Consider the following 25,875-nt stretch of genomic DNA (forward strand, 5'->3'; position numbering starts at 1 on the left):
CTCAGGGCAGGCGCCAGTCGATGGGCTCGGCGCCCTGCTTCACCAGCAACTCGTTGGCGCGGCTGAACGGGCGGGAACCGAAGAAGCCGCGACTGGCCGACAGCGGCGAGGGGTGCGGTGACTCGATCACCCCGCACGCCTCGCCGAGCATCGGCTTGAGCGTCGACGCGTCGCGCCCCCACAGGATTGCGACCAGCGGTGTCGAACGCGCCACCAGGGCGCGGATCGCGCATTCGGTCACCGCCTCCCAGCCCTTGCCGCGGTGCGACGCCGGGTTGCCCGGGCGGACCGTGAGTACCCGGTTGAGCAGCAGTACCCCGCGCTGCGACCAGGGTGTGAGATCGCCGTTGGTCGGCTTGGGCAGGTCGAGGTCGCGGCCGTACTCGCTGAAGATGTTTTCCAGACTGCGCGGCAACGGGCGAACGTCAGGGGCCACCGAGAAGCTCAACCCCACCGCGTGTCCGGGCGTCGGGTAGGGATCCTGGCCGACGATCAGCACCCGCACCGCGTCGAAGGGAAAGGTGAACGCGCGCAACACGTTCGGCCCCGACGGCAGGTATCCGCGACCTTCGGCGAGCTCGGCTCGCAGGAATTCACCCAGCTCGGCGACCTGTCCGGACACCGGCGCCAGCGCGCGTGCCCAGCCCTCCTCGACGAGTTCGTTCAACGGCTGCGCAGTCACGAGGGACCAACTTAATTGAACGACTCCCACCCCGACGAACCGGTCCATGGTCGACCGTCGACGAATGCCCCGGGGCCCGCCGTCCCGGCCGCCGACACGGTACCGATGGTGCGCCACTCCGCCGGGGGCGCGCCCGGGAAGCACGCCGCCAACGCGTGGTCCTCGCCGCCGCCCAGCACCCAGCCCAGCGCGTCGGTCCGCAACCGGTCGGCGGGGCCGGACAGCGCGGCCACATCCGGTTGCAGCGCCTCGCTCGCCACGTCGATGCGCACCCCGGACGCGACCGCGATGTGCCCGAGGTCGGCGAGCAGGCCGTCGGAGACATCGGTCATCGCCCGGGCGCCGGCCAGCGCGGCCGCCTCCCCCTGCCCATAGGGCGGCTGCGGCACCCGATGCCGCCGGCAGAGATCCTCGAACTCGGGCAGCCGGGGCCCGTCCGCGCTCAGCAGCTCGAACCCGGCCGCGGAGGTGCCCAAAGTTCCAGCGACCGCCACGGTGTCGCCGGGGCGCGCGCCACCGCGGGTCACCGCGGCTCGCCCACCCAGATCCCCGAAGACCGTCACCGACACCACCCACAGCGGGCTGGACACCAGATCGCCACCGACGATCCCGGCCGCTCCGGCGCGCCGAGCCTCCGCCCACAGACCGTCCGACAACTCCTCGAGGTGGCGGGCCGGGGTGTCCGCGGGCGCGCCGACGGCCACCACGAAGGCGGTGGCCCGCGCGCCCATCGCCTCGATGTCGGCGGCGTTCTGCGCGATCGCCTTGCGGCCGACCTCGTGGGGGGTGGACCAGTCCAGCCGGAAATGGCGGTCCTGCACGAGCATGTCGGTCGAGATGACGGCGCGACCGTCGGGGGCGGTGATCACCGCGGCGTCGTCGCCGGGTCCGATCAGCACCGAGTCCGGCTGGCGGCGACCCGCGACCAGGCGATCGATCACCGAGAACTCGCCGACCTCGCGCAAGGTGCGGTCATCGTCGGTCATCACACCTCATCGTCTGCGGTACGTTCTGACGTGAGTGTAGGAGAAAGGCAGGGGAATTCGCGTGGTCGACCGGCCGGAGCCCGAAACCCACGAGCCCGATGGCCCGCCGCGCTGGGTGTTCATCGCTGCGCTGGTCGTCGGTGTCGGCGCCATCGTCGCGGTGCTGGTGATCGCAGCCAACCGCGCGCCGGCACCGGTTCCCGTCGCCGCGGTGCCGGCCCCGCAGGCCGACGGCGCGGCGTGCGCGCAGCTGATCGACGCGCTGCCCGACAACCTCGGTGACTACCAGCGCGCACCCACCGCCGACCCGTCCCCCGCGGGCGTGGCGGCCTGGCGCGGCGACACCGATCCGGAACCGGTGATCCTGCGCTGCGGACTCGACCGGCCCGGCGATTTCGTGCAGGGTGTTCCGCTGCAGATGGTCGACGACGTCAGCTGGTTCCGGGTCGCCGAGGCCGACCGGATCAGCTGGTTCGCGGTGGACCGCGAGGTGTACGTCGCGCTCACCCTGCCCGCGGAGTCCGGTCCCACACCCATTCAGGAGGTCTCGGCGGCGATCAGCGCGGCCCTGCCCGCCCGGCCCATCGACCCGGGGCCGCCGCGCTGAGCGCAAGCTAGCGCAGGCCGGTCCCGCGGGCCAGCGCGGTTTCGACCATGGCGGTCAGCAGGGTCGGATAGTCGACGCCGCTGGCCGCCCACATCTGCGGGTACATCGAGATCGTCGTGAAGCCCGGCATGGTGTTGACCTCGTTGACCACCGGGCCGTCGTCGGTCAGAAAGAAGTCCACCCGGGCCAGCCCCTGGCAGTCGAGCGCGTTGAACGCCCGGATGGCCAACAGCCGGATCTCGTCGGCCACCTCGTCGTCGATCTTGGCCGGCACGTCGAGTTCCGCGGCGTCGTCGAGGTATTTGGTGGCGAAGTCGTAGAAACCGTCCTCGCGGCCCCTGACTCCGGCCACCCGGATCTCGCCGACGGTGCTGGCCTCGACCCGGCCGTCGGGCAGTTCCAGCACACCGCATTCCAGTTCGCGGCCGACGATCGCGGCCTCGACGATGACCTTCGGATCGTGCCGTCGGGCGTCGGCGATCGCCGCGGGCAGTTCCGCCCACGAACTCACCCGGTTGACCCCCATCGAGGAACCCGCGCGCGAGGGCTTGACGAAGACCGGCAGACCCAACCGCTGCTGCTGTTCCGGGGTCAGGGTGTCCTGGTGTGCCCGCAGCACCACGTGGTCACCGATGGGCAGTCCGTCGACGGTCAGCAGCTTCTTGGTGAACTCCTTGTCCATGCCCGCCGCGCTGGCCAGCACCCCGGCGCCGACATAGGGCACGCCGGCGAGTTCGAGCAGGCCCTGCAGCGTGCCGTCCTCGCCGAACGGGCCGTGCAGGACCGGGAAGACGACGTCGACGGACGCCAGGATCTCGTCGGCCGCGGCGGTCGCGGCCCCCGAGGCTTCGGTGACCTCGGGCAGGCGGCCGTCGACGATGGCCAGGCTGGCGGGAGTGGCCTGGGAGAACATCCAGGCGCCCGCGCGGGTGATGCCCACCGGGACGGCCTCGAACCGTTGCGGGTCGAGGTTGCGCAGGATGCTGCCCGCCGACACGCACGAAATGGAGTGCTCGCTGCTGCGGCCGCCGAAGACGACCGCAACACGCACCTTGCCCCGCGGCGGAGTCGACTTCGGGTGGCGGTCTGGCACAGTCACAGCCTAGGAGGCTACCGGCCGCCGCCATTCACAGCCCGTGCAGAGCCCGTTCGACGTCGGCCACCAGGTCATCGGTGTCCTCGATGCCCGCCGAGATCCGGACGAACCCGGCTTTGACGTCGTCGCCCCAGCGGGCCCGTCGGTCCACCGAGGTGTGGATGCCGCCGAAACTCGTCGAGGCGACCAGCAACTCGCTGCGCTCCACGAATTCATGGGTGGCGGCAGCGTCGGCGAGCTCCGCGCTGACCAACCCGCCGAACCGGCGCATCTGCGCTGTGGCCACCGGATACGCGGGGTCACCCGGCAGGCCCGGATACCGCACCCCGGCGACGGCCGGATGGCTGTCCAGCATGGCAGCCAGGGCCCCGGCGTTCTCGCACTGCCGCTCGAAACGCAAGCCGGCGCTGCCCAGGCTGCGCAGCACCAGCCAGGCGTCGAAGGCGCCCAGGACCGGACCGGACAGCAGGCGTTCGCGGGCAATGGCGTCCACCACCTCCGGGTGGGAACCCGCGACGTAACCGCAGAGCAGATCACTGTGCCCGGACAGCGCCTTGGTTGCGCTGGCCACCACCAGGTCCGCGCCGAGCGACAGCGGCTGCTGCCCCAGCGGTGTCGCGGCGGTGTTGTCCACGATCAGCCGGGCATTGCGGGCGCGACAGGCCATTCCCAGCCGATGCAGGTCGACGACGTCCAGGCTCGGGTTGGCAGGGGTCTCGGCGAGGACGACGTCGGCGTGCCCCGCGGCGTCGATCATCTCACCACTGGCCGCCTGCACCACGTTGACACCTTGGCGCGCAAGGTATTCCGTGGCATAGGCGCGCACCTGGTAGTAACCGTCGGCGGGAACCACCAGGGTGGCTCCCGGCGCGGTGAGCGCCCGCAGCGCCGCGGTGATCGCGGCCATCCCCGACCCGAAGACCAGCGCCGCGGTCGCCCCCTCGAGTTGCGCCAGCGCCGATTCCAGTTGCCGCCAGGTCGGATTCGAGCCGCGGCCATAGGTGTCCAACTCGGCGGTCTCGTCCGCGGAGAGATGGTAGGCCGACGCGGTGATCGGGAACGCGGCCACCGGCTGACCCGGAATGGCTTGTGCGCTCGCGGCTTTCACGCAGCGGGTCGAGGGACCGTCGGTGCCGTAGGTATCGGTCATGCGCTACTCCGGTTTCGTACTGCGCCCGAGGAGCAGGGCCACGGCCTCATCCACCGACAAGCCGCGGTGACAGACCCGGTGCACCGCGTCGGTCAGCGGCATCTCCACGTCGTAGCTCGACGCGAGCGCCAGCACCGACTCGCACGACGTGACACCTTCGGCCACATGTCCACTGGTGGCCTCCTGCGCGGACTGCAACGATTCGCCTTGGCCCAGACGGCGCCCGAACGCCCGGTTGCGGGACTGCTCCGAGGAACAGGTGGCCACCAGGTCGCCGACCCCGGCCAACCCGGCCAACGTCGCCCCCTTGGCGCCCAGCGCGATGCCCAACCGCATGATCTCGGCCAGTCCCCGGGTGATGATCGCGGCCGCGGTGTTCTCCCCCAACCCCACCCCGGAAGCCATCCCGCACGCCAACGCGATGACGTTCTTGCAGGCGCCGCCGATCTCGGTGCCGATCACATCGGAATTGGTGTACGGCCGGAAGTAACCGGTGCTCAACGCGCGCTGCAGGGCCACCGCGCGTCCGGAGTCGGTGCACGCGATCACCGTCGCGGCCGGCTGCCCCTGGGCGATCTCGCTGGCCAGATTCGGTCCGGACAACACGGCGATCTGCGCCGGATCCACCCCGCTGACTTGGGCGATCACCTGGCTCATCCGCATCAGCGAGCCCAGCTCGATGCCCTTGGCCAGGCTCACCAGGGTCGCCCCGGGGTCGATCAGCGGGGTCCACTGTTCGAGGTTGGCGCGCAGCTTCTGCGACGGCACCGCCAGCAACACGGTCGTGACGCCGTCCAGCGCCTCCGCCGCGTCCGTGGTGGCCTGTACACCGGGCGGAAGTACGACGTCGGCGAGGTATTCCCGATTGGTGCGGTCGGTGTTGATCTCCTTGGCGACCTCGGGTCGGCGCGCCCAGATCCGGACGTCGCTGCCGGCGTCGGCCAGCACCTTGGCCAGCGCCGTCCCCCAGGCGCCGGCGCCCATCACCGCCGCGGTTCCTACCGTGCTCGCCATATCTCCCTCGTAGACGCATTGGCAACCATGTGCCCGTCAGCCTAGCGAGCGGCGCTGGCAGGATGACTCCCATGAGCTCGGATGTGGGGCTGGTCATCGCGGTCAAACGGCTCAGCGCTGCCAAGACCCGCCTGGCACCGGTGTTCTCGGCCGACACTCGCGAGGCCGTGGTGTTGGCCATGCTCGTCGACACCATCGTCGCGGTCAGTGAGCTGCCGGCCCTGGCGTCGGTCACCGTCGTCACCCCCGATCAGGACGCCACCGCGGCCGCCGCCGAACTCGGGGCCCGGGTGATCGTCGACCCCACTCCCGCGGGTCATCCCGACCCGCTCAACAACGCGATCACCATCGCCGAGGCCGAGGTCCGTCGGGAGGTCCCCAATGTCGTTGTGCTGCAAGGTGATTTGCCTGCGCTGCAAACGCGGGAAATGTCCGAGGCGCTGACCGCGGCCCGAGCGCACCCGCGCAGCTTCGTCGCGGATCGGCACGGTTCGGGCACCTCGGCGCTGTTCGCCTTCGGCGTCGCGCTCACACCGCAGTTCGGCGCAGATTCGGCGACCCGCCATCGGCGCTCGGGGGCCGTCGAACTCACCGGCGCGTGGCCCGGCTTGCGGTGCGACATCGACACCCCCGAGGATCTGCAGGCCGCACGCCGGCTGGGCATGGGGGCGGTGACCCGCCGGGCCACCGACGCCGGCCGTCGATCCCCGAGCACCGACCCCGGGCATAGGGGATGATTGTCGGTGTGACCGACACCGACGCCACGCCAGCCGCTCCCCCTGTCCCAGCTACCGACGGCGACGACTGGCAGGCGCGGTCGGCGGCACCGGATGCGCCGCCGGCGGCGACCAACGCCGCCGCAGAAAGTGAGCTTCCGGAGAATCGCTATCTGAATCGCGAACTGAGCTGGTTGGACTTCAACGCCCGGGTGTTGGCGCTGGCGGCCGATACCTCGTTGCCGCTGCTGGAGCGGCTGAAGTTCCTCGCCATCTTCGCCTCGAATCTCGACGAGTTCTACATGGTGCGGGTCGCCGGGCTGAAGCGCCGCGACGAAATGGGGCTCTCGGTGCGTTCGGCCGACGGCCTGTCGCCGCGCGAACAGCTGCGCCGGATCGGTGAGCGCACCCAGCAGATCGCCAACCGGCACGCCCAGGTGTTCCTGGATTCGGTGCGCCCGGCGCTGGCCGCCGAGGGCATCCACGTGGTGGGGTGGGGCGACCTCGACGACACCGAACGCGACCGCCTGTCGACCTACTTTCACGAACAGGTCTTTCCGGTGCTGACCCCACTCGCGGTCGACCCGGCGCACCCGTTCCCCTTCGTCAGCGGCCTGAGCCTGAATCTGGCGATCACGGTGCGCCAACCGGAGGACGGCACCACCCATTTCGCCCGGATCAAGGTGCCCGACAATGTCGATCGCTTCGTCGAACTCAAGGGCGAGGAGCGCGAGGACGGCCATCACGACGTCCGGTTCCTGCCGATGGAGGAACTGATCGCAGCGTTCCTCCCGGTGCTGTTCCCCGGACTGGACATCGTCGAGCAACACGCCTTCCGCATCACCCGCAACGCCGATTTCGAAGTCGAGGAGGACCGCGACGAGGACCTGCTCAAGGCCCTGGAGCGGGAACTGGCCCGGCGCCGGTTCGGCTCACCGGTGCGCCTCGAGGTGGCCGACGACATGACCGAGAACATGTTGGAGCTGCTGTTGCGCGAACTCGACGTCCACCCCGGCGACGTCATTCAGGTGCCGGGACTGTTGGACCTGTCGTCGCTGTGGCAGATCTACCGCGTAGACCGGCCCCAGCTCAAAGACCCGATCTTCGTGCCCGCCACCCCGCCGGCATTCGGTGAACGCGAGACGCCCAAGAGCATCTTCTCGACGCTGCGCGACGGGGACGTGCTGGTGCACCATCCCTACGACTCGTTCTCGACGACGGTGCAGCGGTTCATCGAGCAGGCCGCCGCCGACCCGAATGTTCTTGCCATCAAACAAACCCTGTACCGCACCTCGGGCGACTCGCCGATCGTCAACGCGCTCATCGACGCGGCCGAGGCCGGCAAGCAGGTGGTGGCGCTGGTGGAGATCAAGGCCCGGTTCGACGAACAGGCCAACATCAAGTGGGCCCGCGCGCTCGAACAGGCCGGCGTCCACGTGGTCTATGGGTTGATCGGCCTGAAGACCCACTGCAAGACCTGCCTGGTGGTGCGCCGCGAGGGGTCGACGATCCGGCGGTACTGCCACATCGGCACCGGGAACTACAACCCGAAAACCGCTCGGCTCTACGAGGACGTGGGCCTGCTGACCGCCGCACCCGACATCGGTGCCGACCTGACCGACCTGTTCAATTCGCTCACCGGCTATTCCCGCAAGGTCAGCTACCGCAACCTGCTGGTGGCCCCGCACAGCGTCCGCAAGGGCATCATCGAACGGATCGAACGCGAGGTCGAGGCCGCCCGGGACGGCACCGAGGGACGAATCCGGTTGAAGGCCAACGCCCTGGTCGACGAGCAGGTGATCGACGCCCTGTACCGGGCCTCCCAGGCCGGGGTTCGGGTGGAGGTCGTGGTCCGCGGCATCAGCGCGCTCAAGGCCGGGGTGCCCGGGCTGTCCGAGAACATCGCGGTGCGTTCGATTCTCGGGCGGTTCCTGGAACATTCTCGAATTCTTCACTTCAAGGCCATCAACGAATTCTGGATCGGCAGCGCCGACATGATGCACCGCAACCTCGACCGCCGGGTGGAGGTCATGGCCCAGGTCAAGGATCCGCGTCTGACCGCGCAACTCGACGAGGTCTTCGAGTCGGCGCTGCATCCGGACACCCGATGCTGGGAACTGACTCCCGAGGGCAACTGGACCGCCTCGCCCAGCCAAGGCCAGACGGTCCGCGACCATCAGCGGTCCCTGATGGAGAAGCATCGCCAGCCCTAGTCGAATTGACCTGCAGGAGTAGAGGTGCCGAAGCAGACATCCCCCCAGCCGGTGCTCGCAGCCGGCGCGGTCCTGTGGCGGCCGGGCCCCGAGGGCTCGTCGCGACCGGAGGTGGCGGTGATCCACCGACCGCGCTACGACGACTGGTCGCTGCCGAAGGGCAAGGTTGATCCCGGCGAGACCCTGGCGGTCACCGCGGTGCGGGAAATCCACGAGGAGACCGGGTATCACGCCGAGTTGGGGCGTCGCCTGATGTCGGTCTCCTACCCCGTCGACGAGGGCACCAAACATGTCCAGTATTGGGCGGCCCGCGCCACCGACGGCGAGTTCCGTCCCAATCACGAAGTGGACAAGCTGTTATGGCTGCCGGTCGAGGATGCCCTGACCCAGGTGAAGTACCAGCACGACCAAGCGGTGCTGCAACAGTTCACCGAGCTTCCCGCCGACACCCGCACCGTGTTGATCGTGCGGCACGCAACTGCCGGGCAGAAGAGCAAGTACCGCGGGGATGACCGAAAGCGGCCGCTGGACAAGCACGGACGAGCCCAGGCCGAATCGCTGGTGGGCCTGCTGCTGGCGTTCGGGGCGCGCGAGTTACACGCGGCCGACCGGGTGCGTTGTCACCAGACCATCGCCCCCCTCGCCGATGAGTTGGGCGTCGCGATCACCAACGAGCCGACGCTGACCGAAGAGTCCTACGCCGAGAATCCGAAGAGCGGTCGGGCCCGGGTGCTCGAGATCGCGGCGCTGCCCGGCACCAGGGTGCTCTGCACACAGGGGAAGGTCATCCCGGACCTGATCTCGTGGTGGTGTGCCACGGCCGGGATCACGCCGGAGTCCACGCGAAACAAGAAGGGCAGCGTATGGATTCTGTCGTTGGCGGGCGAAAAGCTGGTCGCCGCCGATCATGTCGAGAGTCCGCTCGCGCTGCGCTGAGCGCCCGGGAGAGCACACGAATACGCCGCGGGAGTCCAACTCCCGCGGCGCATTCAGTGCGGCGCTGACGCCTTACTTGCGACCCTTCTTGGCTGGGGCCTTGCGGGCCGGAGCCTTGGTTGCGGCCTTGCGGGCCGGGGCCTTCTTGGCTGCAGCCTTCTTGACCGGAGCCTTCTTGGCGGCGGTCTTCTTGGCCGGAGTCGCCTTCTTGACCGCGGCCTTCTTGGCCGGTGCCGCCTTCTTGGCGGTGGTCTTCTTGGCCGGAGTCGCCTTCTTGACCGCGGCCTTCTTGGCCGGTGCCGCCTTCTTGGCGGTGGTCTTCTTGGCCGCGGCCTTCTTGGCCGGTGCCGCCTTCTTGGCGGCGGTCTTCTTGGCGGCCTTCTTGGCAGCCGTCTTCTTGGCGGGGCCCGCCACGACGCCACGCTTGACCGCCGGCCCCTCGGCCGGGAGCTTCTGTGCGCCAGAGACAACCGCCTTGAACTGCGCACCAGGGCGGAAGGCCGGAACCGACGTCGGCTTGACCTTCACCGTCTCGCCCGTACGGGGATTACGCGCAACGCGGGCGGCACGCCTGCGCTGTTCGAAGACGCCGAAGCCGGTGATCGTCACGCTGTCACCCTTGTGCACGGCGCGCACAATGGTGTCGACGACATGCTCGACCGCGGCGGTGGCCTGACGACGGTCCGAGCCCAGTTTCTCCGTGAGTACGTCGATGAGCTCTGCTTTGTTCATCCAAAAACCTCCGAAACCAGTGGCCCTCTTTGGACCGACTAGTGGACACGGTAAACCCTGCAATGCCTGATTTCCAAGAGCCACGCGCGGTTTCAGGTAATGCCAGCGAACTTTTTTTCAATCCGATTGTGGCCCTAGGCCGGTGGTATGGGGGCTCGGAGATGCCCGCAGCGCACCGTCAATTCGGGAGGTTCAGACCCGCTCAGGGGACCGGCAGAGTCCTCGGCTTCCAACTGGGCCGGGCCGCTTCGTAGGCCTCGATCGCATCCTGTTTCCGCAGCGTAAGGCCTATATCGTCGAGTCCCTCGAGCAGCCGCCAGGCGGTGTAATCGTCAATGTTGAACGGCACCACCGACGTTCCGGCGACAATATTTCGATCTTGAAGATTGACAGCAATTTCCAAGCCTGGACTCTGCTCGATGAGCTTCCAGAGCAGCTCCAAATCGTCGGTGGAAACTTGTGCCGCCAACAGGCCCGCCTTGCCGGCATTGCCCCGGAAGATATCGGCGAACCGGGACGAGATGACCACCCGAAAGCCATAGTCCATGAGCGCCCACACGGCGTGCTCACGCGAGGATCCGGTGCCGAAATCCGGACCGGCCACCAGAACCGAACCCCGATCGAAGGGACTCAAGTTCAAAATGAAGCTCGGATCTTTGCGCCATTCGGCGAACAAACCGTCCTCGAAACCCGTTCGGGTGACGCGCTTCAGGTAGACCGCCGGAATGATCTGGTCGGTGTCGACATTGGACCGCCGCAGCGGAACCCCGATGCCGGTGTGGGTCTGAAAGGCTTCCATCTTCTTAGCTCCAGTCTTCTAGTTCAGGTCGGCAGGCGAGGACAGCGTGCCGCGGACGGCCGTGGCAGCCGCCACGACCGGGGACACCAGGTGAGTTCTGCCACCTTTGCCTTGTCGGCCTTCGAAGTTGCGGTTGGACGTCGACGCGCAGCGCTGGCCCGGCGACAGTTGATCGGGGTTCATGCCCAGGCACATCGAGCATCCGGCCTGCCGCCATTCGGCGCCCGCGGCAACGAAAACGTCGCCGAGACCTTCAGCTTCGGCTTGCGCGCGCACTCGCATCGAACCGGGCACCACCAGCATCCGGACCCCATCAGCGACCTTACGGCCGCGCAGCACCTCGGCCACCGCGCGCAGATCTTCGATGCGGCCGTTGGTGCACGAGCCCACGAACACCGTGTCGACCGCGACCTCGCGCATGGGAGTGCCGGGCTTCAAATCCATATACGTCAGGGCCTTCTCGGCGGCCTGCTTGTCCGCGTCGTCGGTCATCGACTCCGGGTCGGGCACCGACGCCGACAGCGGCACACCCTGGCCGGGGTTGGTACCCCAGGTGACGAACGGGCTCAAGGTGGCGGCGTCGATGTGGATCTCGGTATCGAACTCGGCGCCCTCGTCGGTGCGCAGCTGATCCCAGGCAGCCACCGCGGCATCCCAGTCGGCGCCGGTCTGGGCGTGCGGGCGCCCCCGGAGGAACTCGTAGGTGGTGGCGTCCGGGGCGATCATGCCGGCGCGGGCGCCGGCCTCGATGCTCATGTTGCACACCGTCATCCGCCCCTCCATCGACAACGCCTCGATGGCACTTCCGCGGTACTCGATGACGTGGCCCTGTCCTCCACCGGTGCCAATCTTGGCAATGACGGCCAAGATGATGTCCTTGGCCGTGACACCGTCCGGCAGGGTGCCGTCGACGTTGACCGCCATGGTCTTGAAGGGTTTGAGCGGCAACGTCTGCGTGGCCAACACGTGCTCGACCTCGGAGGTGCCGATGCCCATGGCCAGCGCTCCGAATGCGCCGTGCGTCGAGGTGTGACTGTCCCCGCACACCACCGTCATGCCCGGCTGCGTCAGGCCCAGCTGCGGGCCGATGATGTGCACGATGCCTTGTTCGGCGTCACCCATCGGGTGGAGCCGGATGCCGAATTCGGAACAGTTGCGGCGCAGCGTCTCGACCTGAGTGCGCGACACCGGGTCGGCGATCGGCTTGTCGATGTCCACCGTGGGCACGTTGTGGTCCTCGGTGGCGATCGTCAGATCCGGCCGGTGCACGGGCCGGCCGGCCAGGCGCAGACCGTCGAACGCCTGCGGACTGGTCACCTCGTGGACCAGGTGCAGGTCGATGTAGATCAAGTCGGGTTCGCCGTCGCCGGAGGCGACGACGTGGTCGGCCCAGACCTTCTCGGCCATGGTGCGCGGAACGGAATTGGTGGCCATCACATCTCGATTCCCCCGCCGTACCGGACTGATTGGGCTGGCAATCTCAGCATGCGGGACGTTAGTATCTCTCTGTGAGACAGGATAGCGGCATCGGCGTTCTGGACAAAGCCGTCGGCGTACTTCATTCCATCGCAGATTCACCGTGCGGACTCGCCGAACTGTGTGACCGCACCGGGCTCCCCCGGGCCACCGCCCACCGGCTCGCCGCGGGACTGGAGGTGCACCGACTGCTCGCGCGCGACGGCGAGGGCCGGTGGAAGCTGGGGCCGGCACTCACCGAACTCGCCGCCCACGTCAACGACCCGTTGTTGGCCGCGGGCGCCGCGGTGCTGCCCGAGCTGCGCGAGATCACCGGAGAGAGCGTGCAGTTGTATCGCCGGGAGGGCACCGCGCGGATCTGTGTCGCCGCCCTGGAGCCGCCCGCCGGTCTGCGCGACACCGTCCCGGTCGGCGCGCGGATGCCGATGACCGCGGGTTCGGGCGCCAAAGTCCTGCTGGCCTACAGCGATGCGGCCACCCAGCAGGCCGTGCTGCCGTCCGCCAAGTTCAGCGACCGGGTGCTCGCCGAGGTCCGCAAGCGCGGTTGGGCGCAGAGCGCCGCCGAGCGCGAACCCGGGGTGGCCAGCGTGTCGGCGCCGGTTCGGGACGCCAAGGGCACGGTGATAGCGGCGATTTCGGTGTCCGGTCCCATCGACCGGATGGGCCGGCGCCCCGGCGCGCGCTGGGCCACCGATCTGCTCGCGGCGGCCGAGGCGGTGACCCGCCGGCTCTAACCCACCAGCCGGCGCAGCCCGTATCCGGCGGCGCCGACGGCGAATACCGTCACGCCGGCCACCACCGAGGAAGCCGGCAGCGCGAAGGCCAGCGACAGACATCCCAGGATGCCCAGCACCGGGATGACCCGTGCCGACCGGCCGCGGGGCGAGTCCAGCGTGAACGCCGCCGCGTTGGCAATCGTGTAGTACACCAGCACCCCGAACGACGAGAACCCGATGGCCGACCGCAGATCGACGGTCGCCGCGAGGACCGCCACCACCACCCCCACCGCGAGTTCCGCGCGGTGCGGCCCGCCGAATCGGGGATGCACGGCGGCCAACGGCGTTGGCAGGTAGCGATCTCGGGCCATCGCCAGGACCGTGCGGGACACCCCGAGCAGCAGCGCCAGCAGCGAGCCGATCGCGGCGATCACCGCGGTCGCCGCCACCACCGGCATCAACGCCGGCGCCCCGGCCGCTTCGACCGCCGCCACCAGCGGGGCCGCCGACGCCGTCAACCGTTGCGGACCGAGCACCCCGAGCACTGCCACGGCGACGGCGCCGTAACAGAGCACCGTCACGGACAGGGCGAGCAACATCGCCCGCGGAATCACCCGCGCCGGCTCGCGCACCTCCTCCCCGAGCGTCGCGATGCGCGCGTACCCGGCGAACGCGAAGAACAGCAACGCGGCCGACTGCAGGACCCCGGGCACCGACGCCGGGGGGTCGGACGCCAGGGGCTGCCCGGCCGAACCCGCCGTCCACGCCGTGACGACGACGGCGCCGAGCACCGTCAACACGACGCCCACGATGACGCGGGTGACCAACGCCGATTTCTGCACGCCGAGGTAGTTGACCACCGTGACGACGATCACCGCCGTCACCGCGACCGCCTCCGGCGCGGCCGGCCAGGCGTAGTGACCGACCGTCAGCGCGATGGCGGCGCAGGACGCGGTCTTGCCGACGATGAAACCCCAACCCGCCAGATAGCCCCAGAAGTCGCCGAGCCGACGCCGGCCGTAGATGTAGGCGCCTCCGGACACCGGATAGCGAATGGCCAGCCGCGCCGTCGACAGGGCATTGCAGGACGCGACGAGCGCGGCGACGGCGAGCCCGAGCAGCAGGCCCGGACCGGCGGCCTGGGCCGCCGGGGCCAGCGCGGCGAAGATGCCGGCGCCCAGCATCGCGCCCATACCCAGCACGGCGGCGTCGACGAGTCCGAGCCTGCGGGGCAAGCCAACTGGCGTCACGGGCGCGACCATACTGCTCCCTTGGCCCCTCCGCGCGCCGAGACCTGCCACACTGACGCGATGGGAACCAATCAGCGCGCACAGATCGTCATGTCCGCCGACGAGATCACCGAATTCGTCGCCACCAGCCGCACCGGGACGCTGGCCACCGTCGGCGCCGACGGGCAGCCGCATCTGGTGGCCATGTGGTACGGGATCGTCGACGGCGAGATCTGGCTGGAGACCAAGATGAAGTCCCAGAAAGCGGTGAACCTGCGCCGAGATCCCCGGTTCACGTTCATGATCGAGGCCGGCGACACCTACGACAGCCTGCGCGGCGTGTCCTTCGAGGGCACCACCGAGATCACCGACGACCCCGACACCATTCTGCGCGTGGGCATCAGCGTGTGGGAGCGCTACACCGGGCCCTACACCGACGACATGCGGCCCGCAGTGGACATGATGATGAACAAGCGGGTGGCCGTGCGGTTGATCACCACCCGCACCCGGTCCTGGGATCACCGCAAGCTCGGAATGCCCGCGATGCCACTGTCCGGTTCGACGGCGCCCCAGCCCTGAGACCACCGAGAGACGAGTTCGGCCGGGCCCTGCAGGGCCCGGCCGATTTTGTACCCCCGATGGGATTCGAACCCACGCTACCGCCGTGAGAGGGCGGCGTCCTAGGCCGCTAGACGACGGGGGCTAGAACTTTCGGAGGCCCAGCATAACCCAACCTGTGCGGCTGGCCTAATCCTCCGAATCGCTTCGTTTTCCGCTGGGGTACCAGGACTCGAACCTAGAATGGCTGAACCAGAATCAGCTGTGTTGCCAATTACACCATACCCCAAAGGTGACCTATTCCCGCTGGTGAGAGCGCTTTTCGGCGTTTTCACGCCGTCCGGATGCGTTCTCACCGGCCGTCCTGGGCCGAAGAGCAGATTACCAAAGATTCCCGGGCCGATTTACCAGGGGATCACCCGAGGCTCTCGCGCGCCGCCCGCAACCGCGCCAAGCTGCGGTCGGAGCCCAGCAATTGCATCGACTCGAACAGCGGCGGACTCACCAGCGACCCGGTGACGGCCACCCGCACCGGACCGAACGCCTTGCGCGGTTTCAGCTCCAGACCGTCGATCAGGGCGGCCTTCAGCGCGGCCTCGATCGTCTCGGTGGACCACTGCGCGGCACCGTCGAGCGCCGCCACCGCGGCGTCGAGCACCGGCGCCGCCTCGGGCTTGAGTTCCTTGCCGGCGGCCTTCGGGTCGATCTCGTAGGAATCGTCGTCGAAGAACTTCAGCAGGTCCCAGGCGTCGCCGAGCACCACCACCCGCGTCTGGACCAAACCGGCCGCCTCGGCGAAGCCGGCCTCGTCGAGTCCGGTGCGGTGCCCGTGGGCGTCGAAGTAGGTCCGCAGTCGCGCGGTGAATTCGGCCGGGTCGAGCAGCCGAAGATGCTCGGCGTTGAGCGCGTCGGCCTTCTTCTGGTCGAAGCGCGCCGGGTTGGAATTGACGTCGACGACGTCGAACGCCGCGACCATCTCCTCGAGACTGAAGATGTCCCGATCGTCGGCGATCGACCAGCCCAACAGCGCAAGGTAATTGAGCAGACCCTCGGGGATGAAACCGCGATCGCGATGCAGGAACAGATTGGACTGCGGGTCGCGCTTGGACAGCTTCTTGTTGCCCTCGCCGAGGACCGACGGCAGGTGCGCGAACTGCGGGGTGGCCTCGGCGACCCCGATCCGGATCAGCGCGGCATACAGCGCCAACTGCCGCGGCGTCGACGGCAGCAGATCCTCGCCGCGCAACACGTGGGTGATCTTCATCATGGCGTCGTCGACGGGGTTGACCAAGGTGTACAACGGATCTCCGCTGCCCCGGGTCAACGCGAAGTCGGGCACCGAACCCGCCGGATAGGTGGTCTCGCCGCGGACCAGGTCATGCCAGGTCAGGTCGGTGTCCGGCATCCGGAGACGCACAACGGGTTTGCGGCCCTCGGCGCGGAAGGCCGCGCGCTGCTCCTCGGTCAGGTCGCGATCGAAGTTGTCGTAGCCCAGCTTGGGGTTGCGACCGGCCGCGACATGACGCGCCTCGACCTCCTCGGCGGTCGAGAAGGCCTCGTAGGCCTCCCCCGCCGCCAACAGCCGCTCGATCACGTCGAGGTAGATGTCGCGGCGCTGCGACTGCCGGTAGGGCCCGTACGGGCCGCCCACCTCGGGGCCTTCGTCCCAGTCCAGGCCCAGCCAACGCAGCGCGTCCAGCAGCGCCAGGTAGCTTTCCTCGCTGTCCCGCGCGGCGTCGGTGTCCTCGATCCGGAACACGAACGTGCCACCGGTGTGGCGGGCGTAGGCCCAGTTGAACAGCGCGGTGCGGATCAGCCCGACGTGCGGGGTGCCCGTCGGAGACGGACAGAACCGAACCCGGACATTCGAAGTGGTCGACATCATTTTCCTTTGCGCACAACGGGATTGGTCAGGGTGCCGATTCCCGATACGGTGATGCTGACGGTGTCGCCGTCCTCGATGGGCCCGACCCCTTCCGGCGTGCCGGTCAGGATGAGGTCGCCGGGCAGCAGGGTCATCACCGACGAGACCCACTCGACGATGGCCCCGACGTCGTGGATCATCAGCGCGGTGTTGGACTGCTGGCGCAGTTGGCCGTTGACCTCGGTGCGCAGCTCCAGGTCACTGGGATCGAGGTCGGTGACGATCCACGGGCCCACCGGGCAGAAGGTGTCGTGCCCCTTGGCCCGCGTCCACTGTCCGTCGTGCTTCTGCTGATCGCGCGCGGACACGTCGTTGGCAATCGTGTAGCCGAGGATGTTCTCGGCGGCCCGCGCGGCCGGCACGTCCTTGCAGGGGCGGCCGATGACGGCGGCCAGCTCGCCCTCGTGGTGCACCGGGTTGGCCCCGGCGGGTAACTGGATGGGCAGCCCGGGCCCGATGATGGCGGTGTTGGGCTTGAGGAAGATCACCGGATCCTCCGGCGCCACCCCGCCCATCTCCTCGGCGTGCGCGGCATAGTTCTTGCCCATGCAGATCACCTTGCTGGCCAGGATGGGGGCGAGCAGCCGGACATCGGCCAGCGGCCACGACCGGCCGGTGAACGTCGGTGTGCCGAAGGGGTGTTCGGCGATTTCTTTGCAGACCGCCTCCTCGACGTCCCCTTCGATACTGACGAAGGCGACGCCGTCGGGGCTGGCGATTCGACCCAGGCGCATTGGTCCAGACTAGTCACCGCCGTACAGCGGGCCTCAGCTGCGCCGACGTGCGGTGACCATCGTCACCAGAAAATCCTCGAGGTGTTCGCGGGTGATGTCCAGCTCGCCCCGCAGCCAGCCGGTGACCAGCTCGAAACCGCCGGCAACCAGGGTCAGCGCGGCCAGGTCCATGTCGGGGTCCAGCGCCTGCTGGCCGGCGAGCAGGGCCCGGCCCTGGTCGGACATGATCTGCGCCAGCGACTTGACCAGATCGCGTCGCCGGGCCCGCAGTCCCTCGGTGGCCTGCGACCCGATGAGCAGCGGCCCGCGACGCGGGTCCGCCGTCAGATGCCGCAGGCCGGTGCCGATCGCCGCACGCGCCCGCACCGCCGGATCGGGGGCGCTGTCGGCGATCGCGGCGAGCATCGCCGTCGAGGCCAACACGATCTGCTCGTCGAACAGGGCCAACAGCAATTCGTCTGTGGTGCGGAAGCTTTCGTAGAAGTACCGGTCGTTGAGCCGGGCGGCCGAACACACCCCCCGCACGGTGATCCCGCCGACCCCAACGTCCGGAACAAGGTCCAACGCCGCGGCCATCAGGGCGGTCCGCCGCTTCGAGCGACGCTCGGTGGAGGTGGCGCCGCCGTAGGTGCGCGCCCGGGTCGACATGCCGTTGATTGTCGCATCCGCTCCCTTGACCGACCCGCCATTCTGGTGAAGACTGTCACCAAATAGACGGAAGGTTGCGTTACCGATGGAGTCTGCGCTCGACAAACTGCCGAATCCGCCGGCGTTGACGGAGTTCCCGTTCAACCTGTTCATGCGGCTGCTACCCGGCGGGGACGTGCGGGCCACCGCCCCGCAACGCGAGTCGTTTCGCCGCTTCGCCGACCTCGGCGATCCGCTGGCCGACGACCTGGTCGCGATGATGCAGCGGCTTCCGACCGGGCAGGGCCGGGCGATGATCGAAACCGCCGTCGAGCAGGGCATCGACGCCGTGCCGGACCCGCCAGAGGAGCTGGTGGCCTTCTTCGCTTCCGTCGACGATCAGCCGTACTGGCTCGACCACGACAAGCTCGCGCTGGCCGCGCGGGTCAGCATGCGCACCGGCGTGGTCGGCATCGGCCTGGCGCTGCCCGGACTGGCGCTGACCGGCGGGTATCTGGCCTCGAAGGCCGACAAGCCGCTGGTGGGCACCGGCGACCTGCGGCGGATGGCCCCGCGTCGCCTCAACGAGACGGCGGCCTGGTACATCGACGTGACCTCACCGGGCGGGCTGGACCGCTTCGCCGACGGTTTCACCGGCACGCTGCGGGTGCGGCTGATGCACGCCCTGGTGCGCGCGGCGATGAACCGGCGCGCCGACTGGGATTACGAGTACTGGGACACCCCGGTCAACCAGGTGCAGCTGGCGGGCACGCTGATGTTGTTCTCGCTGGCCAACCTCGCCGGCTGCCAGGCCATGGGGATGCGGTTCTCCGACCGCGAACGCGATGCGGTGTTCCACTTCTGGCGCTATGTCGGGCTGCTTATGGGCGTGCATCCGGAGCTGGTCCCCACCTCCGAGGCCGACACCTGGCGGCTGTTCTGGCTGGAGGCCGACAGCGAGTTCGAACCGGACGACGACTCCTTCCTGCTCGCCCAGGCGCTGCACGCCGACCGAAATGAGGGCTGGGCCACCGAACTGGCCCGCGCGTACCTGTCCTCTTACAGCCGGCTGGTCCTGGGCAAGACCAACGCCGACCGCCTCGGCCTGGTCGACAACAAGGGGTTGCAGGCCGCCGTACTGGCCACCTCGGCGGTCAACCGGGCCCTGGAGTACCGGCGCCTGCTTCCCGGAATGACCTGGCTCAGTGAGGAATTGGGTCAGCGCGCCCGAAAGGGTCTGGTGTCGCGCGGCCTGATGGAGACCGGCGGCGACCGCAGCTACCGCCGGCATGACAACCTGGCCGCAGCGGGATAGCCACCCACCGTTCATCTCCGGTACCCGAACCGCTCACCTCGACCCGCCACGCTCACCCTCGCTGACGCGCGGACGACTGGAGGCGGCAAGGTGGCACGAGCGAACATCGGTACGACCCTGGCGGCGGTGAGCGCGACAGCGCTGCTGGCCGCCGGTTGTTCACACTCGGAACCGGCGGGCCCCTCCCCCATCGACTGGGACCTGCCCACCGCGCAGCGCTACCACCGCCTGGCCACCTACCCGGTGTACCTGAACCGTCCGGCCGGCGAGCCGGCCGAGACCGAGACCGTCGCGGAGATCTCGGCGGTCACCGAGGACGGCAACACCGTCATCTACACCGACGCGACGGCCAAACGCGTCGGGTTCATCGACATCACCGACCCGACGAACCCGGTGGGCCGGGGCACGCTCTCGCTGGCCGAGCTCGGCAACGACGATGACCAACCCACCTCCGTCGCGGTGGCCGGCGAGCACCTGATCGTCGTGATCGACACCACCGGCGGCGATTTCGCCAACCCGTCGGGACGCATCGACGTCGTCCGCATCGCGGACCGCACCCGCGTGCACAGCATCGACCTTGGCGGCCAACCGGATTCGATCGCGGTCAGCCCCGACGGGTCGTTTGCCGCGATCGCCGTCGAGAACCAGCGCGACGAAGAGTTGGCCCCTCCCGGCGGCGAGGAGGGCGACCTGCCGCAACCGCCGACGGGCTTCGTCACGATCGTCGACCTCGACGGGACCCCGCAGCAATGGTCGCCGCGCAAGGTCGAGTTCGACGTCGAGGCCGCCCGCGCGGCCGGGCTGGACACCCCCGAGGACCTGGAACCCGAGTACGTCAGCATCAACTCGCGTGGCGAAATCGCCGTGACACTGCAGGAGAACAACGGCATCGCCGTCATCGACGGGCCGACCGGTGCGGTCCGGACCATCTTCTCGGCCGGAACCCAGTCGGTCGACGGCATCGACACCGCCGAGGACGGCAGGATCGATCAGACCGGATCCATCACCGACCTCCCGCGCGAGCCCGACGCGATCGCCTGGGCCGACGACACCCACGTCGCGACCGCGAACGAGGGTGACTGGAAGGGCGGCACCCGCGGCTGGACGGTGTTCGACGCCGCCACCGGCGACGTGGTCTGGGACGCCGGCAGCTCGTTCTCCGAACTCGCCGTGCTGACGGGGCTGCACATCGAGAGCCGTGCGGAGTCCAAGGGTCCCGAGCCCGAGGGGCTCACGGTCACCGAGATCGACGGCCGCCCAATGCTGTTGGTCGGATCCGAGCGCAGCAACTTCGTCGCCGCCTACGACATCGGCGACGTCACGGCCCCGGTTTTCCGCCAGGTGCTGCCGGCCACCAACGGGCCGGAGGGACTGCTGCCCATCCCCGGGCGCAACCTGTTCGTCATCGCTTCCGAGGCCGATGACGCGCAGGCCCGAATCCGCGCCGCGGTCACCGTTTACGGCTACGGCGACGCCTTCGCCGCCGACGGTGGGGTGCCGGCGTTCCCGTCGATCGTCTCGGGCGCCGTCGACGGCGTCCCGATCGGGTGGGGCGCGCTCGGCGCCCTGAGCGCCGATCCGATGGACGAGGACCGGCTGCTGACCGCCACCGACGACGCCTACGGCCCGGCCCGGGTGCTCGGGGTGGACGTGTCGAAGTCCCCCGCATTGATCGATCGCGAGCTCGTCATCACCGAGAACGGCACGCCGGTGACCCTCGACATCGAGGGGCTGGCCGCCCGTCCTGACGGCGGGTTCTACCTGGCCGTCGAGGGCGCCGAGGGGCCGGGGAACGCCTTGGTGAGCGTGGCCGCCGACGGCGCGATCCGGGAGCGGATCGCGCTGCCCGCCGACATCGCAGCCGAGTTGGGCAGCCAGGGCCTCGAAGGGGTCGCCGTCGACGGGGACACCGTCTGGGTCGCACTGCAGCGCGAGCTGTCCACCGACCCGACCGGTGTGGCCCGGATCGGCAGATACACCCCGGACTCGGGCCGATGGGATTGGTACGGCTACCCATTGGAGACCACCGAACATCCGGACGACTGGATCGGGCTCTCGGAGATCGCCGTGCACGACGGCGCCCTGTTGGTCGTCGAGCGCGACAAACTCAACGGCCCCGACGCCCGGGTGAAGGCGCTGTATTCGGTCGAGATTCCCAGCGCGGCCGGGGTTGCCGCTGCCGCCGACCAGCCGCCGATGCTGGCCAAGACGCCGGCCCGCGACCTGCGGCCGGATCTGCGGGCCACCCGCGGGTGGGTGCAGGAGAAGGTCGAGGGGGCCGCGGTGGCCGGCAACGGGCGGTTGTACGTCGTGACCGACAACGACGGCCTCGACGACGCCTCCGGCGAGACGGTGTTCCTGGATCTGGGGCCGGCGGCCGACGCCCTGCGTGGCGGGCGGTGACCGCGTCTCAGACTCTGAGACTGATTTCCGCGATGCTGGGACTAGGGGCACCATTGGCTGGGTGACCGCCGGCGACATCAGCACCCGACGCCGCTGGTCGATGCTGGTCATCGCGCTCGCCGCCACGTTGTTCGCCAACGTCTTCATCAACGGTGCGGCGTTTCTGATCCCGACCCTGCACAGTGAGCGCGGCCTGGACTTCGCCCAGGCCGGACTGATCGTCGCGATGCCCAGCTTCGGGATGGTGGTGACGCTGCTCGCCTGGGGGTACGTGGTGGACCGCGTCGGTGAACGGCTGGTGCTCGCCGCCGGATCGGCGCTGACCGCGGCCGCCGCCCTCGGCGCCGCCCGGGTCGACTCGCTGCCGGAGGTCGCGGCGTTCCTGTTCCTGGGCGGGATGGCCGCGGCCAGCAGCAACACCGCGAGCGCCCGGGTGGTGGTCGGCTGGTTCCCGCCGCACCAACGCGGACTGGTGATGGGCATCCGCCAGACCGCGCAACCGCTCGGCGTGGCGTTGGGCGCCTTGGTGATTCCGCAGCTGGCCGAGTCCCGCGGGGTGTCGGCGGCGCTGTTGTTCCCGGCCGGGGTGTGCGCGCTGGCCGCGGTGATCACGGCCGTCGGCGTGCTCGACCCGCCGCGGCCGCCCCGCTCCGAGGCCGACCACCGCGATCTGGCCAACCCCTACCGCGGGTCACGGACGCTGTGGCGGATCCATGCCGTGTCGGTGCTGCTGGTCATCCCACAGTCGCTGGTGTGGACCTTCACCCTGGTCTGGCTGATGGCCGACCGCGGGTGGTCGGCGGCCTCGGCCGGCGCCATCGTCACCCTGGCCCAGATCCTGGGCGCCGCAGGCAGAATCGCCGCGGGCCGCTGGTCGGACATCGTGGGCTCCCGGTTACGGCCGATCCGCGTCATCGCCTTCGCCGCGGCGGTCGCGATGGGCCTGCTGGCCGTGACCGATCACCTGGATTGGCCGGTGGCGATCGTCATCATGATGGTCGCCTCGACGGTGACGGTCTCCGACAACGGCCTGGCGTTCACCGCGATCGCCGAGATCGCCGGCCCGTTCTGGAGCGGACGGGCCCTCGGCATGCAGAACACCGCCCAGCTGTTCACCACCGGCGTGGTGCCCCCGGCGTTCGGCGCCCTGATCGGGGTCGCCGGATTTCCGGCGGCCTTCGCCGTGTGCGCGCTGTTTCCGCTCCTGGCGATCCCGCTGGTACCGGTCCGCGACGATCCGATGCGCTAGAGCCGCGCCAGGATCCGTTCGCCGACCTGCGCCGTCGAGAGCGGCTCGTCGCCGCGGGTGGCCAGGTGCTGCTCCACCGCCTTGTCGACCCGCTCGGCCGCGCCCTCCTCGCCGACGTGCGCCAGCAGCAGCGCCACCGACATCACCGCGGCCGTCGGATCCGCGATGCCCTGACCGGCGATGTCCGGGGCGCTGCCGTGCACCGGTTCGAACATCGACGGATTCGCGCGGGTGGCGTCGATATTGCCGCTGGCGGCCAGTCCGATACCGCCGCACACCGCAGCGGCCAGGTCGGTCACGATGTCGCCGAACAGGTTGTCGGTGACGATCACGTCGAAGCGGCCGGGATCGGTCACCAGGTGGATGGTGGCGGCGTCGATGTGCTGGTAGGCGACCTCGACGTCGGGGTACTCGCGAGCGACCTCGTCGACCACCCGCGACCACAGGCTGCCGGCGAAGGACAACACGTTGGTCTTGTGCACCAGCGTCACATGCTTGCGGCGGCCCGCGGCCCGCGCGAAGGCGTCCCGCACCACCCGTTGCACACCGAAGGCGGTGTTGACGCTGACCTCCGTGGCCACCTCGTGCGGCGTGCCGACCCGCAGCGCGCCGCCGTTGCCGGTGTACGGCCCCTCGGTGCCCTCGCGCACCACCACGAAGTCGATCTCCGGCGCGCCGGACAGCGGGCTGCTCACCCCGGGGTACAACCGCGACGGCCGCAGGTTGATGTGGTGGTCGAGCGCGAAGCGCAGCTTGAGCAGCAACCCGCGCTCGAGCACGCCCGGCGGCACCGACGGATCGCCGATGGCGCCGAGCAGGATCGCGTCGTGCTCCTTGAGTTCCTCGATGGTCGACTCGGTGAGCAGTTCCCCGGTCGCGTGATACCGACGCGCCCCGAGGTCGTATTCGACCTTCTGGACCCCGGGCAACACGGCGTCGAGCACCTTGGTCGCCTCGGCGATGACCTCCGGTCCGATGCCGTCTCCGGCGATGACTGCCAACTTCATGCGCGATACCCCTCGTTGCTGCGCTGTGCCTGGTCTGCGGGCCCGGTCATGACAGGTCGACCACTTGCAGCGTCGCCGCTTCGACCGCGGCCGCGATGGCGGCCCGGACGTCCTCGGGCACGTCCCGGTCGATCCGCAGCATGATGGTGGCGCCCACACCGTCGGAGTCCTGGCTGAGCTGGGCGGCCTCGATGTTGACGCCGGCCTCGCCGAGCAGCGTGCCGATCTTGCCCAGCGCACCGGGTTGGTCGCTGTAGTTGATGAGCAGGTTCTCGCCCTCGGCGCGCAGGTCGAAGTTGCGGCCATTGATCTGGACGATCTTCTCGACCTGCTGCGGCCCGGACAGCGTTCCGGAGACGTTCACCGCCGACCCGTCGGCGTGCACCGCACGGACGTCGACCACGCTGCGGTGGTTCGGGCTCTCGGTGGCGGTCGCCAGATCGGTGCTCACCCCGCGCACCTTCGCCAGCGCCGGAGCGTTCACGAAGGTCACCGGGTCGTCGAGGACCGTGGAGAACAGGCCGCGCAGCGCCGAAAGCTGAAGTATGTCAACGTCTTCCGACGCCAGCTCGCCGCGGACCGTGACCGTCAGGTTGACCGGCGGCTCGGCGGCCAGGTTGCCGACCAGCACGCCCAGCTTGCGGACCAGCTCCAGCCAGGGGGCGACCTCCTCGCCGACGGGACCGCCGGCCACGTTGACCGCGTCCGGGACGAACTCACCGGCCAACGCCAGCTTCACGCTGGCGGCGACGTCGGTGCCGGCCCGATCCTGGGCCTCCTCGGTCGAGGCGCCCAGGTGCGGGGTGACGACCACCTGCGGCAGGTCGAACAGCGGGCTGTCGGTGCACGGCTCGGTGGCGAACACGTCCAGACCGGCCGCGCGGACCCGCCCGGCGGTGATCGCGTCGGCCAGCGCCTGCTCGTCGATCAGGCCGCCGCGGGCCGCGTTGACGATCACCACGCCCGGCTTGACCTTCCGCAGCGCCTCGGTGCCGATCAGCCCGGCGGTCTCGGGGGTCTTGGGCAGGTGCACCGAGATGAAGTCGGCGCGGGCCAGCAGGTCGTCCAGCGGCATCATCTCGATGCCCAGCTGCGCGGCGCGGGCCGGCGGCACGTACGGGTCGTAGGCGATGACCTCGGTGCCGAAGGCCGCCAGCCGCTGGGCCACCAGCTGGCCGATGCGGCCCAGCCCCACCACGCCGACGGTCTTGCCGAAGATCTCCGTTCCGGAGAATGCGGAACGCTTCCAGGTCCGCTCCCGCAGCGTCGCGTCGGCGGCGGGGATCTGGCGGGCGGCGGCCAGCATCAGCGCCAGCGCGTGCTCGGCGGCACTGTGGATGTTCGAGGTCGGGGCGTTGACCACCAGGACGCCGCGCGCGGTGGCGGCGTCGACGTCGACGTTGTCGAGCCCGACGCCGGCGCGGGCGACGATCTTGAGCCGGGGCGCGGCGGCCAGCACTTCCTCGTCCACCGTGGTCGCCGAGCGCACCAGCAGCGCGTCGGCCTCCGGCACGGCGGCCAGCAGCTTTTCCCGGTCCGGTCCGTCCACCCAGCGGATTTCGACCTGGTCTCCCAGGGCTTCCACGGTGGAGGCGGCCAGCTTGTCGGCGATCAGTACAACGGGCAAACTCACCCGGACAGCCTAATGGGCGGTAATTTCGGGGGCGAGGGCAGGAGCGTCGGGGCCGGCACGCGATCAGGAGGGG

23 protein-coding genes and 2 tRNA genes are annotated in these 25,875 nt (G+C 69.5%); 9 read left to right on the forward strand and 16 right to left on the reverse strand.

Annotation, left to right across the window (positions count from 1 at the left end; genetic code table 11):
• Position 1: 1 nt before the first annotated feature.
• Together R2K23_RS14870 and R2K23_RS14875 are read right to left on the reverse strand one after the other, a co-directional pair.
• The gene (locus R2K23_RS14870; RefSeq protein ID WP_316510366.1) at positions 2 to 682 is read right to left on the reverse strand and encodes a uracil-DNA glycosylase; all 681 of its coding nucleotides are present in this window, start codon (positions 680 to 682) and stop codon (positions 2 to 4) included.
• 11 nt (positions 683 to 693) lie between these two features.
• Positions 694 to 1,668, reverse strand: coding sequence for a thiamine-phosphate kinase (locus tag R2K23_RS14875; protein WP_316510367.1), 975 nt, complete (start codon positions 1,666 to 1,668; stop codon positions 694 to 696).
• A gap of 61 nt (positions 1,669 to 1,729) precedes the next feature.
• On the opposite strand from R2K23_RS14875, the gene R2K23_RS14880 reads away from it, so the two are divergent.
• Complete coding sequence (locus tag R2K23_RS14880) at positions 1,730 to 2,275, forward strand: DUF3515 domain-containing protein (RefSeq protein ID WP_316510368.1); 546 nt, start codon at positions 1,730 to 1,732, stop codon at positions 2,273 to 2,275.
• Positions 2,276 to 2,282: 7 nt separating this feature from the next.
• Here the strand turns inward: R2K23_RS14880 and R2K23_RS14885 are convergent, their stop codons facing one another.
• From R2K23_RS14885 to R2K23_RS14895, 3 genes are read right to left on the reverse strand one after another with little or no spacing between them, the layout of a single operon-like run.
• Positions 2,283 to 3,368, reverse strand: coding sequence for a D-alanine--D-alanine ligase family protein (locus tag R2K23_RS14885; RefSeq protein WP_316517295.1), 1,086 nt, complete (start codon positions 3,366 to 3,368; stop codon positions 2,283 to 2,285).
• A gap of 34 nt (positions 3,369 to 3,402) precedes the next feature.
• The gene (locus R2K23_RS14890) at positions 3,403 to 4,521 is read right to left on the reverse strand and encodes a cystathionine gamma-lyase (protein ID WP_316510369.1); all 1,119 of its coding nucleotides are present in this window, start codon (positions 4,519 to 4,521) and stop codon (positions 3,403 to 3,405) included.
• Between the two features lie 3 nt (positions 4,522 to 4,524).
• Complete coding sequence (locus R2K23_RS14895; protein WP_316510370.1) at positions 4,525 to 5,535, reverse strand: NAD(P)H-dependent glycerol-3-phosphate dehydrogenase; 1,011 nt, start codon at positions 5,533 to 5,535, stop codon at positions 4,525 to 4,527.
• A gap of 71 nt (positions 5,536 to 5,606) precedes the next feature.
• Here R2K23_RS14895 and cofC point away from each other — a divergent pair, with 71 nt between their 5' ends.
• From cofC to mutT1, 3 genes are read left to right on the forward strand one after another with little or no spacing between them, the layout of a single operon-like run.
• Positions 5,607 to 6,272, forward strand: coding sequence for a 2-phospho-L-lactate guanylyltransferase (gene cofC, locus R2K23_RS14900; RefSeq protein ID WP_316510371.1), 666 nt, complete (start codon positions 5,607 to 5,609; stop codon positions 6,270 to 6,272).
• Entirely contained in the window at positions 6,269 to 8,464 is a 2,196-nt protein-coding gene (locus R2K23_RS14905) for an RNA degradosome polyphosphate kinase (RefSeq protein ID WP_316510372.1), read from the forward strand. Before cofC ends, R2K23_RS14905 begins: the two co-directional genes overlap by 4 nt.
• Positions 8,465 to 8,488: 24 nt before the next feature.
• Positions 8,489 to 9,400, forward strand: a complete 912-nt coding sequence (mutT1, locus tag R2K23_RS14910; RefSeq protein ID WP_316510373.1) for an 8-oxo-(d)GTP phosphatase MutT1 — start codon at positions 8,489 to 8,491, stop codon at positions 9,398 to 9,400.
• Positions 9,401 to 9,472: 72 nt separating this feature from the next.
• Here mutT1 and R2K23_RS14915 read toward each other — a convergent pair whose 3' ends face one another.
• The 3 genes from R2K23_RS14915 to leuC all read right to left on the reverse strand — a co-directional run bounded on the left by R2K23_RS14915 (position 9,473) and on the right by leuC (position 12,365).
• Positions 9,473 to 10,132: an HU family DNA-binding protein gene (locus R2K23_RS14915; RefSeq protein WP_316510374.1), complete on the reverse strand. Its 660-nt coding sequence runs from the start codon at positions 10,130 to 10,132 to the stop codon at positions 9,473 to 9,475.
• A 202-nt stretch (positions 10,133 to 10,334) separates the two neighbouring features.
• Entirely contained in the window at positions 10,335 to 10,931 is a 597-nt protein-coding gene (gene leuD / locus R2K23_RS14920; protein WP_316510375.1) for a 3-isopropylmalate dehydratase small subunit, read from the reverse strand.
• Between the two features lie 18 nt (positions 10,932 to 10,949).
• Positions 10,950 to 12,365, reverse strand: a complete 1,416-nt coding sequence (leuC, locus tag R2K23_RS14925) for a 3-isopropylmalate dehydratase large subunit (RefSeq protein WP_316510376.1) — start codon at positions 12,363 to 12,365, stop codon at positions 10,950 to 10,952.
• A gap of 74 nt (positions 12,366 to 12,439) precedes the next feature.
• Between leuC and R2K23_RS14930 the strand changes: the two genes are divergently transcribed.
• Positions 12,440 to 13,141 carry an IclR family transcriptional regulator gene (locus R2K23_RS14930; RefSeq protein WP_316510377.1) on the forward strand — a complete coding sequence of 234 codons (702 nt, stop codon included), beginning with the start codon at positions 12,440 to 12,442 and terminating at the stop codon, positions 13,139 to 13,141.
• Here R2K23_RS14930 and R2K23_RS14935 read toward each other — a convergent pair.
• Positions 13,138 to 14,385: an APC family permease gene (locus tag R2K23_RS14935; protein WP_316510378.1), complete on the reverse strand. Its 1,248-nt coding sequence runs from the start codon at positions 14,383 to 14,385 to the stop codon at positions 13,138 to 13,140. The two genes, R2K23_RS14930 and R2K23_RS14935, sit on opposite strands and share 4 nt — an antisense overlap.
• A 48-nt stretch (positions 14,386 to 14,433) precedes the next feature.
• On the opposite strand from R2K23_RS14935, the gene R2K23_RS14940 reads away from it, so the two are divergent.
• Positions 14,434 to 14,931: a PPOX class F420-dependent oxidoreductase gene (locus R2K23_RS14940; RefSeq protein WP_316510379.1), complete on the forward strand. Its 498-nt coding sequence runs from the start codon at positions 14,434 to 14,436 to the stop codon at positions 14,929 to 14,931.
• Between the two features lie 51 nt (positions 14,932 to 14,982).
• Here R2K23_RS14940 and R2K23_RS14945 read toward each other — a convergent pair.
• The 5 genes from R2K23_RS14945 to R2K23_RS14965 form a co-directional block, all read right to left on the reverse strand.
• Positions 14,983 to 15,055, reverse strand: a tRNA-Glu gene (locus tag R2K23_RS14945).
• Positions 15,056 to 15,127: 72 nt separating this feature from the next.
• Positions 15,128 to 15,199: transfer RNA gene (locus R2K23_RS14950), tRNA-Gln, on the reverse strand.
• Positions 15,200 to 15,325: 126 nt separating this feature from the next.
• Positions 15,326 to 16,792, reverse strand: a complete 1,467-nt coding sequence (gene gltX / locus R2K23_RS14955; protein ID WP_316510380.1) for a glutamate--tRNA ligase — start codon at positions 16,790 to 16,792, stop codon at positions 15,326 to 15,328.
• Complete coding sequence (locus R2K23_RS14960) at positions 16,792 to 17,568, reverse strand: fumarylacetoacetate hydrolase family protein (RefSeq protein WP_316510381.1); 777 nt, start codon at positions 17,566 to 17,568, stop codon at positions 16,792 to 16,794. Before R2K23_RS14960 ends, gltX begins: the two co-directional genes overlap by 1 nt.
• A 33-nt stretch (positions 17,569 to 17,601) precedes the next feature.
• On the reverse strand, positions 17,602 to 18,216 hold the full coding sequence (locus R2K23_RS14965) for a TetR/AcrR family transcriptional regulator (RefSeq protein WP_316510382.1): 615 nt from the start codon (positions 18,214 to 18,216) through the stop codon (positions 17,602 to 17,604).
• An 85-nt stretch (positions 18,217 to 18,301) separates the two neighbouring features.
• On the opposite strand from R2K23_RS14965, the gene R2K23_RS14970 reads away from it, so the two are divergent.
• The 3 genes from R2K23_RS14970 to R2K23_RS14980 all read left to right on the forward strand — a co-directional run bounded on the left by R2K23_RS14970 (position 18,302) and on the right by R2K23_RS14980 (position 23,162).
• Positions 18,302 to 19,510, forward strand: a complete 1,209-nt coding sequence (locus tag R2K23_RS14970) for an oxygenase MpaB family protein (protein ID WP_316510383.1) — start codon at positions 18,302 to 18,304, stop codon at positions 19,508 to 19,510.
• 126 nt (positions 19,511 to 19,636) lie between these two features.
• Entirely contained in the window at positions 19,637 to 21,913 is a 2,277-nt protein-coding gene (locus tag R2K23_RS14975; protein ID WP_316510384.1) for an esterase-like activity of phytase family protein, read from the forward strand.
• Positions 21,914 to 22,013: 100 nt separating this feature from the next.
• Complete coding sequence (locus tag R2K23_RS14980; RefSeq protein ID WP_316517297.1) at positions 22,014 to 23,162, forward strand: MFS transporter; 1,149 nt, start codon at positions 22,014 to 22,016, stop codon at positions 23,160 to 23,162.
• Here R2K23_RS14980 and R2K23_RS14985 read toward each other — a convergent pair.
• Together R2K23_RS14985 and serA are read right to left on the reverse strand one after the other, a co-directional pair.
• Positions 23,159 to 24,169 carry a 3-isopropylmalate dehydrogenase gene (locus R2K23_RS14985; protein ID WP_316510385.1) on the reverse strand — a complete coding sequence of 337 codons (1,011 nt, stop codon included), beginning with the start codon at positions 24,167 to 24,169 and terminating at the stop codon, positions 23,159 to 23,161. The genes R2K23_RS14980 and R2K23_RS14985 overlap by 4 nt on opposite strands.
• Positions 24,170 to 24,215: 46 nt before the next feature.
• Entirely contained in the window at positions 24,216 to 25,802 is a 1,587-nt protein-coding gene (gene serA, locus R2K23_RS14990) for a phosphoglycerate dehydrogenase (RefSeq protein WP_316510386.1), read from the reverse strand.
• Positions 25,803 to 25,875 lie beyond the last annotated feature (73 nt).

The organism is Mycolicibacterium sp. MU0050 (assembly GCF_963378085.1).
Lineage (GTDB): Bacteria > Actinomycetota > Actinomycetes > Mycobacteriales > Mycobacteriaceae > Mycobacterium > Mycobacterium wendilense.

What these genes read in the sequence shown, in the direction of transcription:
- R2K23_RS14985 (WP_316510385.1), bottom strand. Translation starts at nt 24,169, where the DNA reads ATGAAGTTGGCAGTCATCGCCGGAGACGGCATCGGACCGGAGGTCATC.
- R2K23_RS14980 (WP_316517297.1), top strand. Translation starts at nt 22,014, where the DNA reads ATGCTGGTCATCGCGCTCGCCGCCACGTTGTTCGCCAACGTCTTCATC.
- R2K23_RS14970 (WP_316510383.1), top strand. Translation starts at nt 18,302, where the DNA reads ATGGAGTCTGCGCTCGACAAACTGCCGAATCCGCCGGCGTTGACGGAG.
- leuC (WP_316510376.1), bottom strand. Translation starts at nt 12,365, where the DNA reads ATGGCCACCAATTCCGTTCCGCGCACCATGGCCGAGAAGGTCTGGGCC.
- leuD (WP_316510375.1), bottom strand. Translation starts at nt 10,931, where the DNA reads ATGGAAGCCTTTCAGACCCACACCGGCATCGGGGTTCCGCTGCGGCGG.
- R2K23_RS14905 (WP_316510372.1), top strand. Translation starts at nt 6,269, where the DNA reads ATGATTGTCGGTGTGACCGACACCGACGCCACGCCAGCCGCTCCCCCT.
- R2K23_RS14935 (WP_316510378.1), bottom strand. Translation starts at nt 14,385, where the DNA reads ATGGTCGCGCCCGTGACGCCAGTTGGCTTGCCCCGCAGGCTCGGACTC.
- R2K23_RS14960 (WP_316510381.1), bottom strand. Translation starts at nt 17,568, where the DNA reads ATGCGCCTGGGTCGAATCGCCAGCCCCGACGGCGTCGCCTTCGTCAGT.
- R2K23_RS14965 (WP_316510382.1), bottom strand. Translation starts at nt 18,216, where the DNA reads ATGTCGACCCGGGCGCGCACCTACGGCGGCGCCACCTCCACCGAGCGT.
- cofC (WP_316510371.1), top strand. Translation starts at nt 5,607, where the DNA reads ATGAGCTCGGATGTGGGGCTGGTCATCGCGGTCAAACGGCTCAGCGCT.
- R2K23_RS14915 (WP_316510374.1), bottom strand. Translation starts at nt 10,132, where the DNA reads ATGAACAAAGCAGAGCTCATCGACGTACTCACGGAGAAACTGGGCTCG.
- R2K23_RS14890 (WP_316510369.1), bottom strand. Translation starts at nt 4,521, where the DNA reads ATGACCGATACCTACGGCACCGACGGTCCCTCGACCCGCTGCGTGAAA.
- R2K23_RS14895 (WP_316510370.1), bottom strand. Translation starts at nt 5,535, where the DNA reads ATGGCGAGCACGGTAGGAACCGCGGCGGTGATGGGCGCCGGCGCCTGG.
- R2K23_RS14940 (WP_316510379.1), top strand. Translation starts at nt 14,434, where the DNA reads ATGGGAACCAATCAGCGCGCACAGATCGTCATGTCCGCCGACGAGATC.
- R2K23_RS14875 (WP_316510367.1), bottom strand. Translation starts at nt 1,668, where the DNA reads ATGACCGACGATGACCGCACCTTGCGCGAGGTCGGCGAGTTCTCGGTG.
- gltX (WP_316510380.1), bottom strand. Translation starts at nt 16,792, where the DNA reads ATGTCGACCACTTCGAATGTCCGGGTTCGGTTCTGTCCGTCTCCGACG.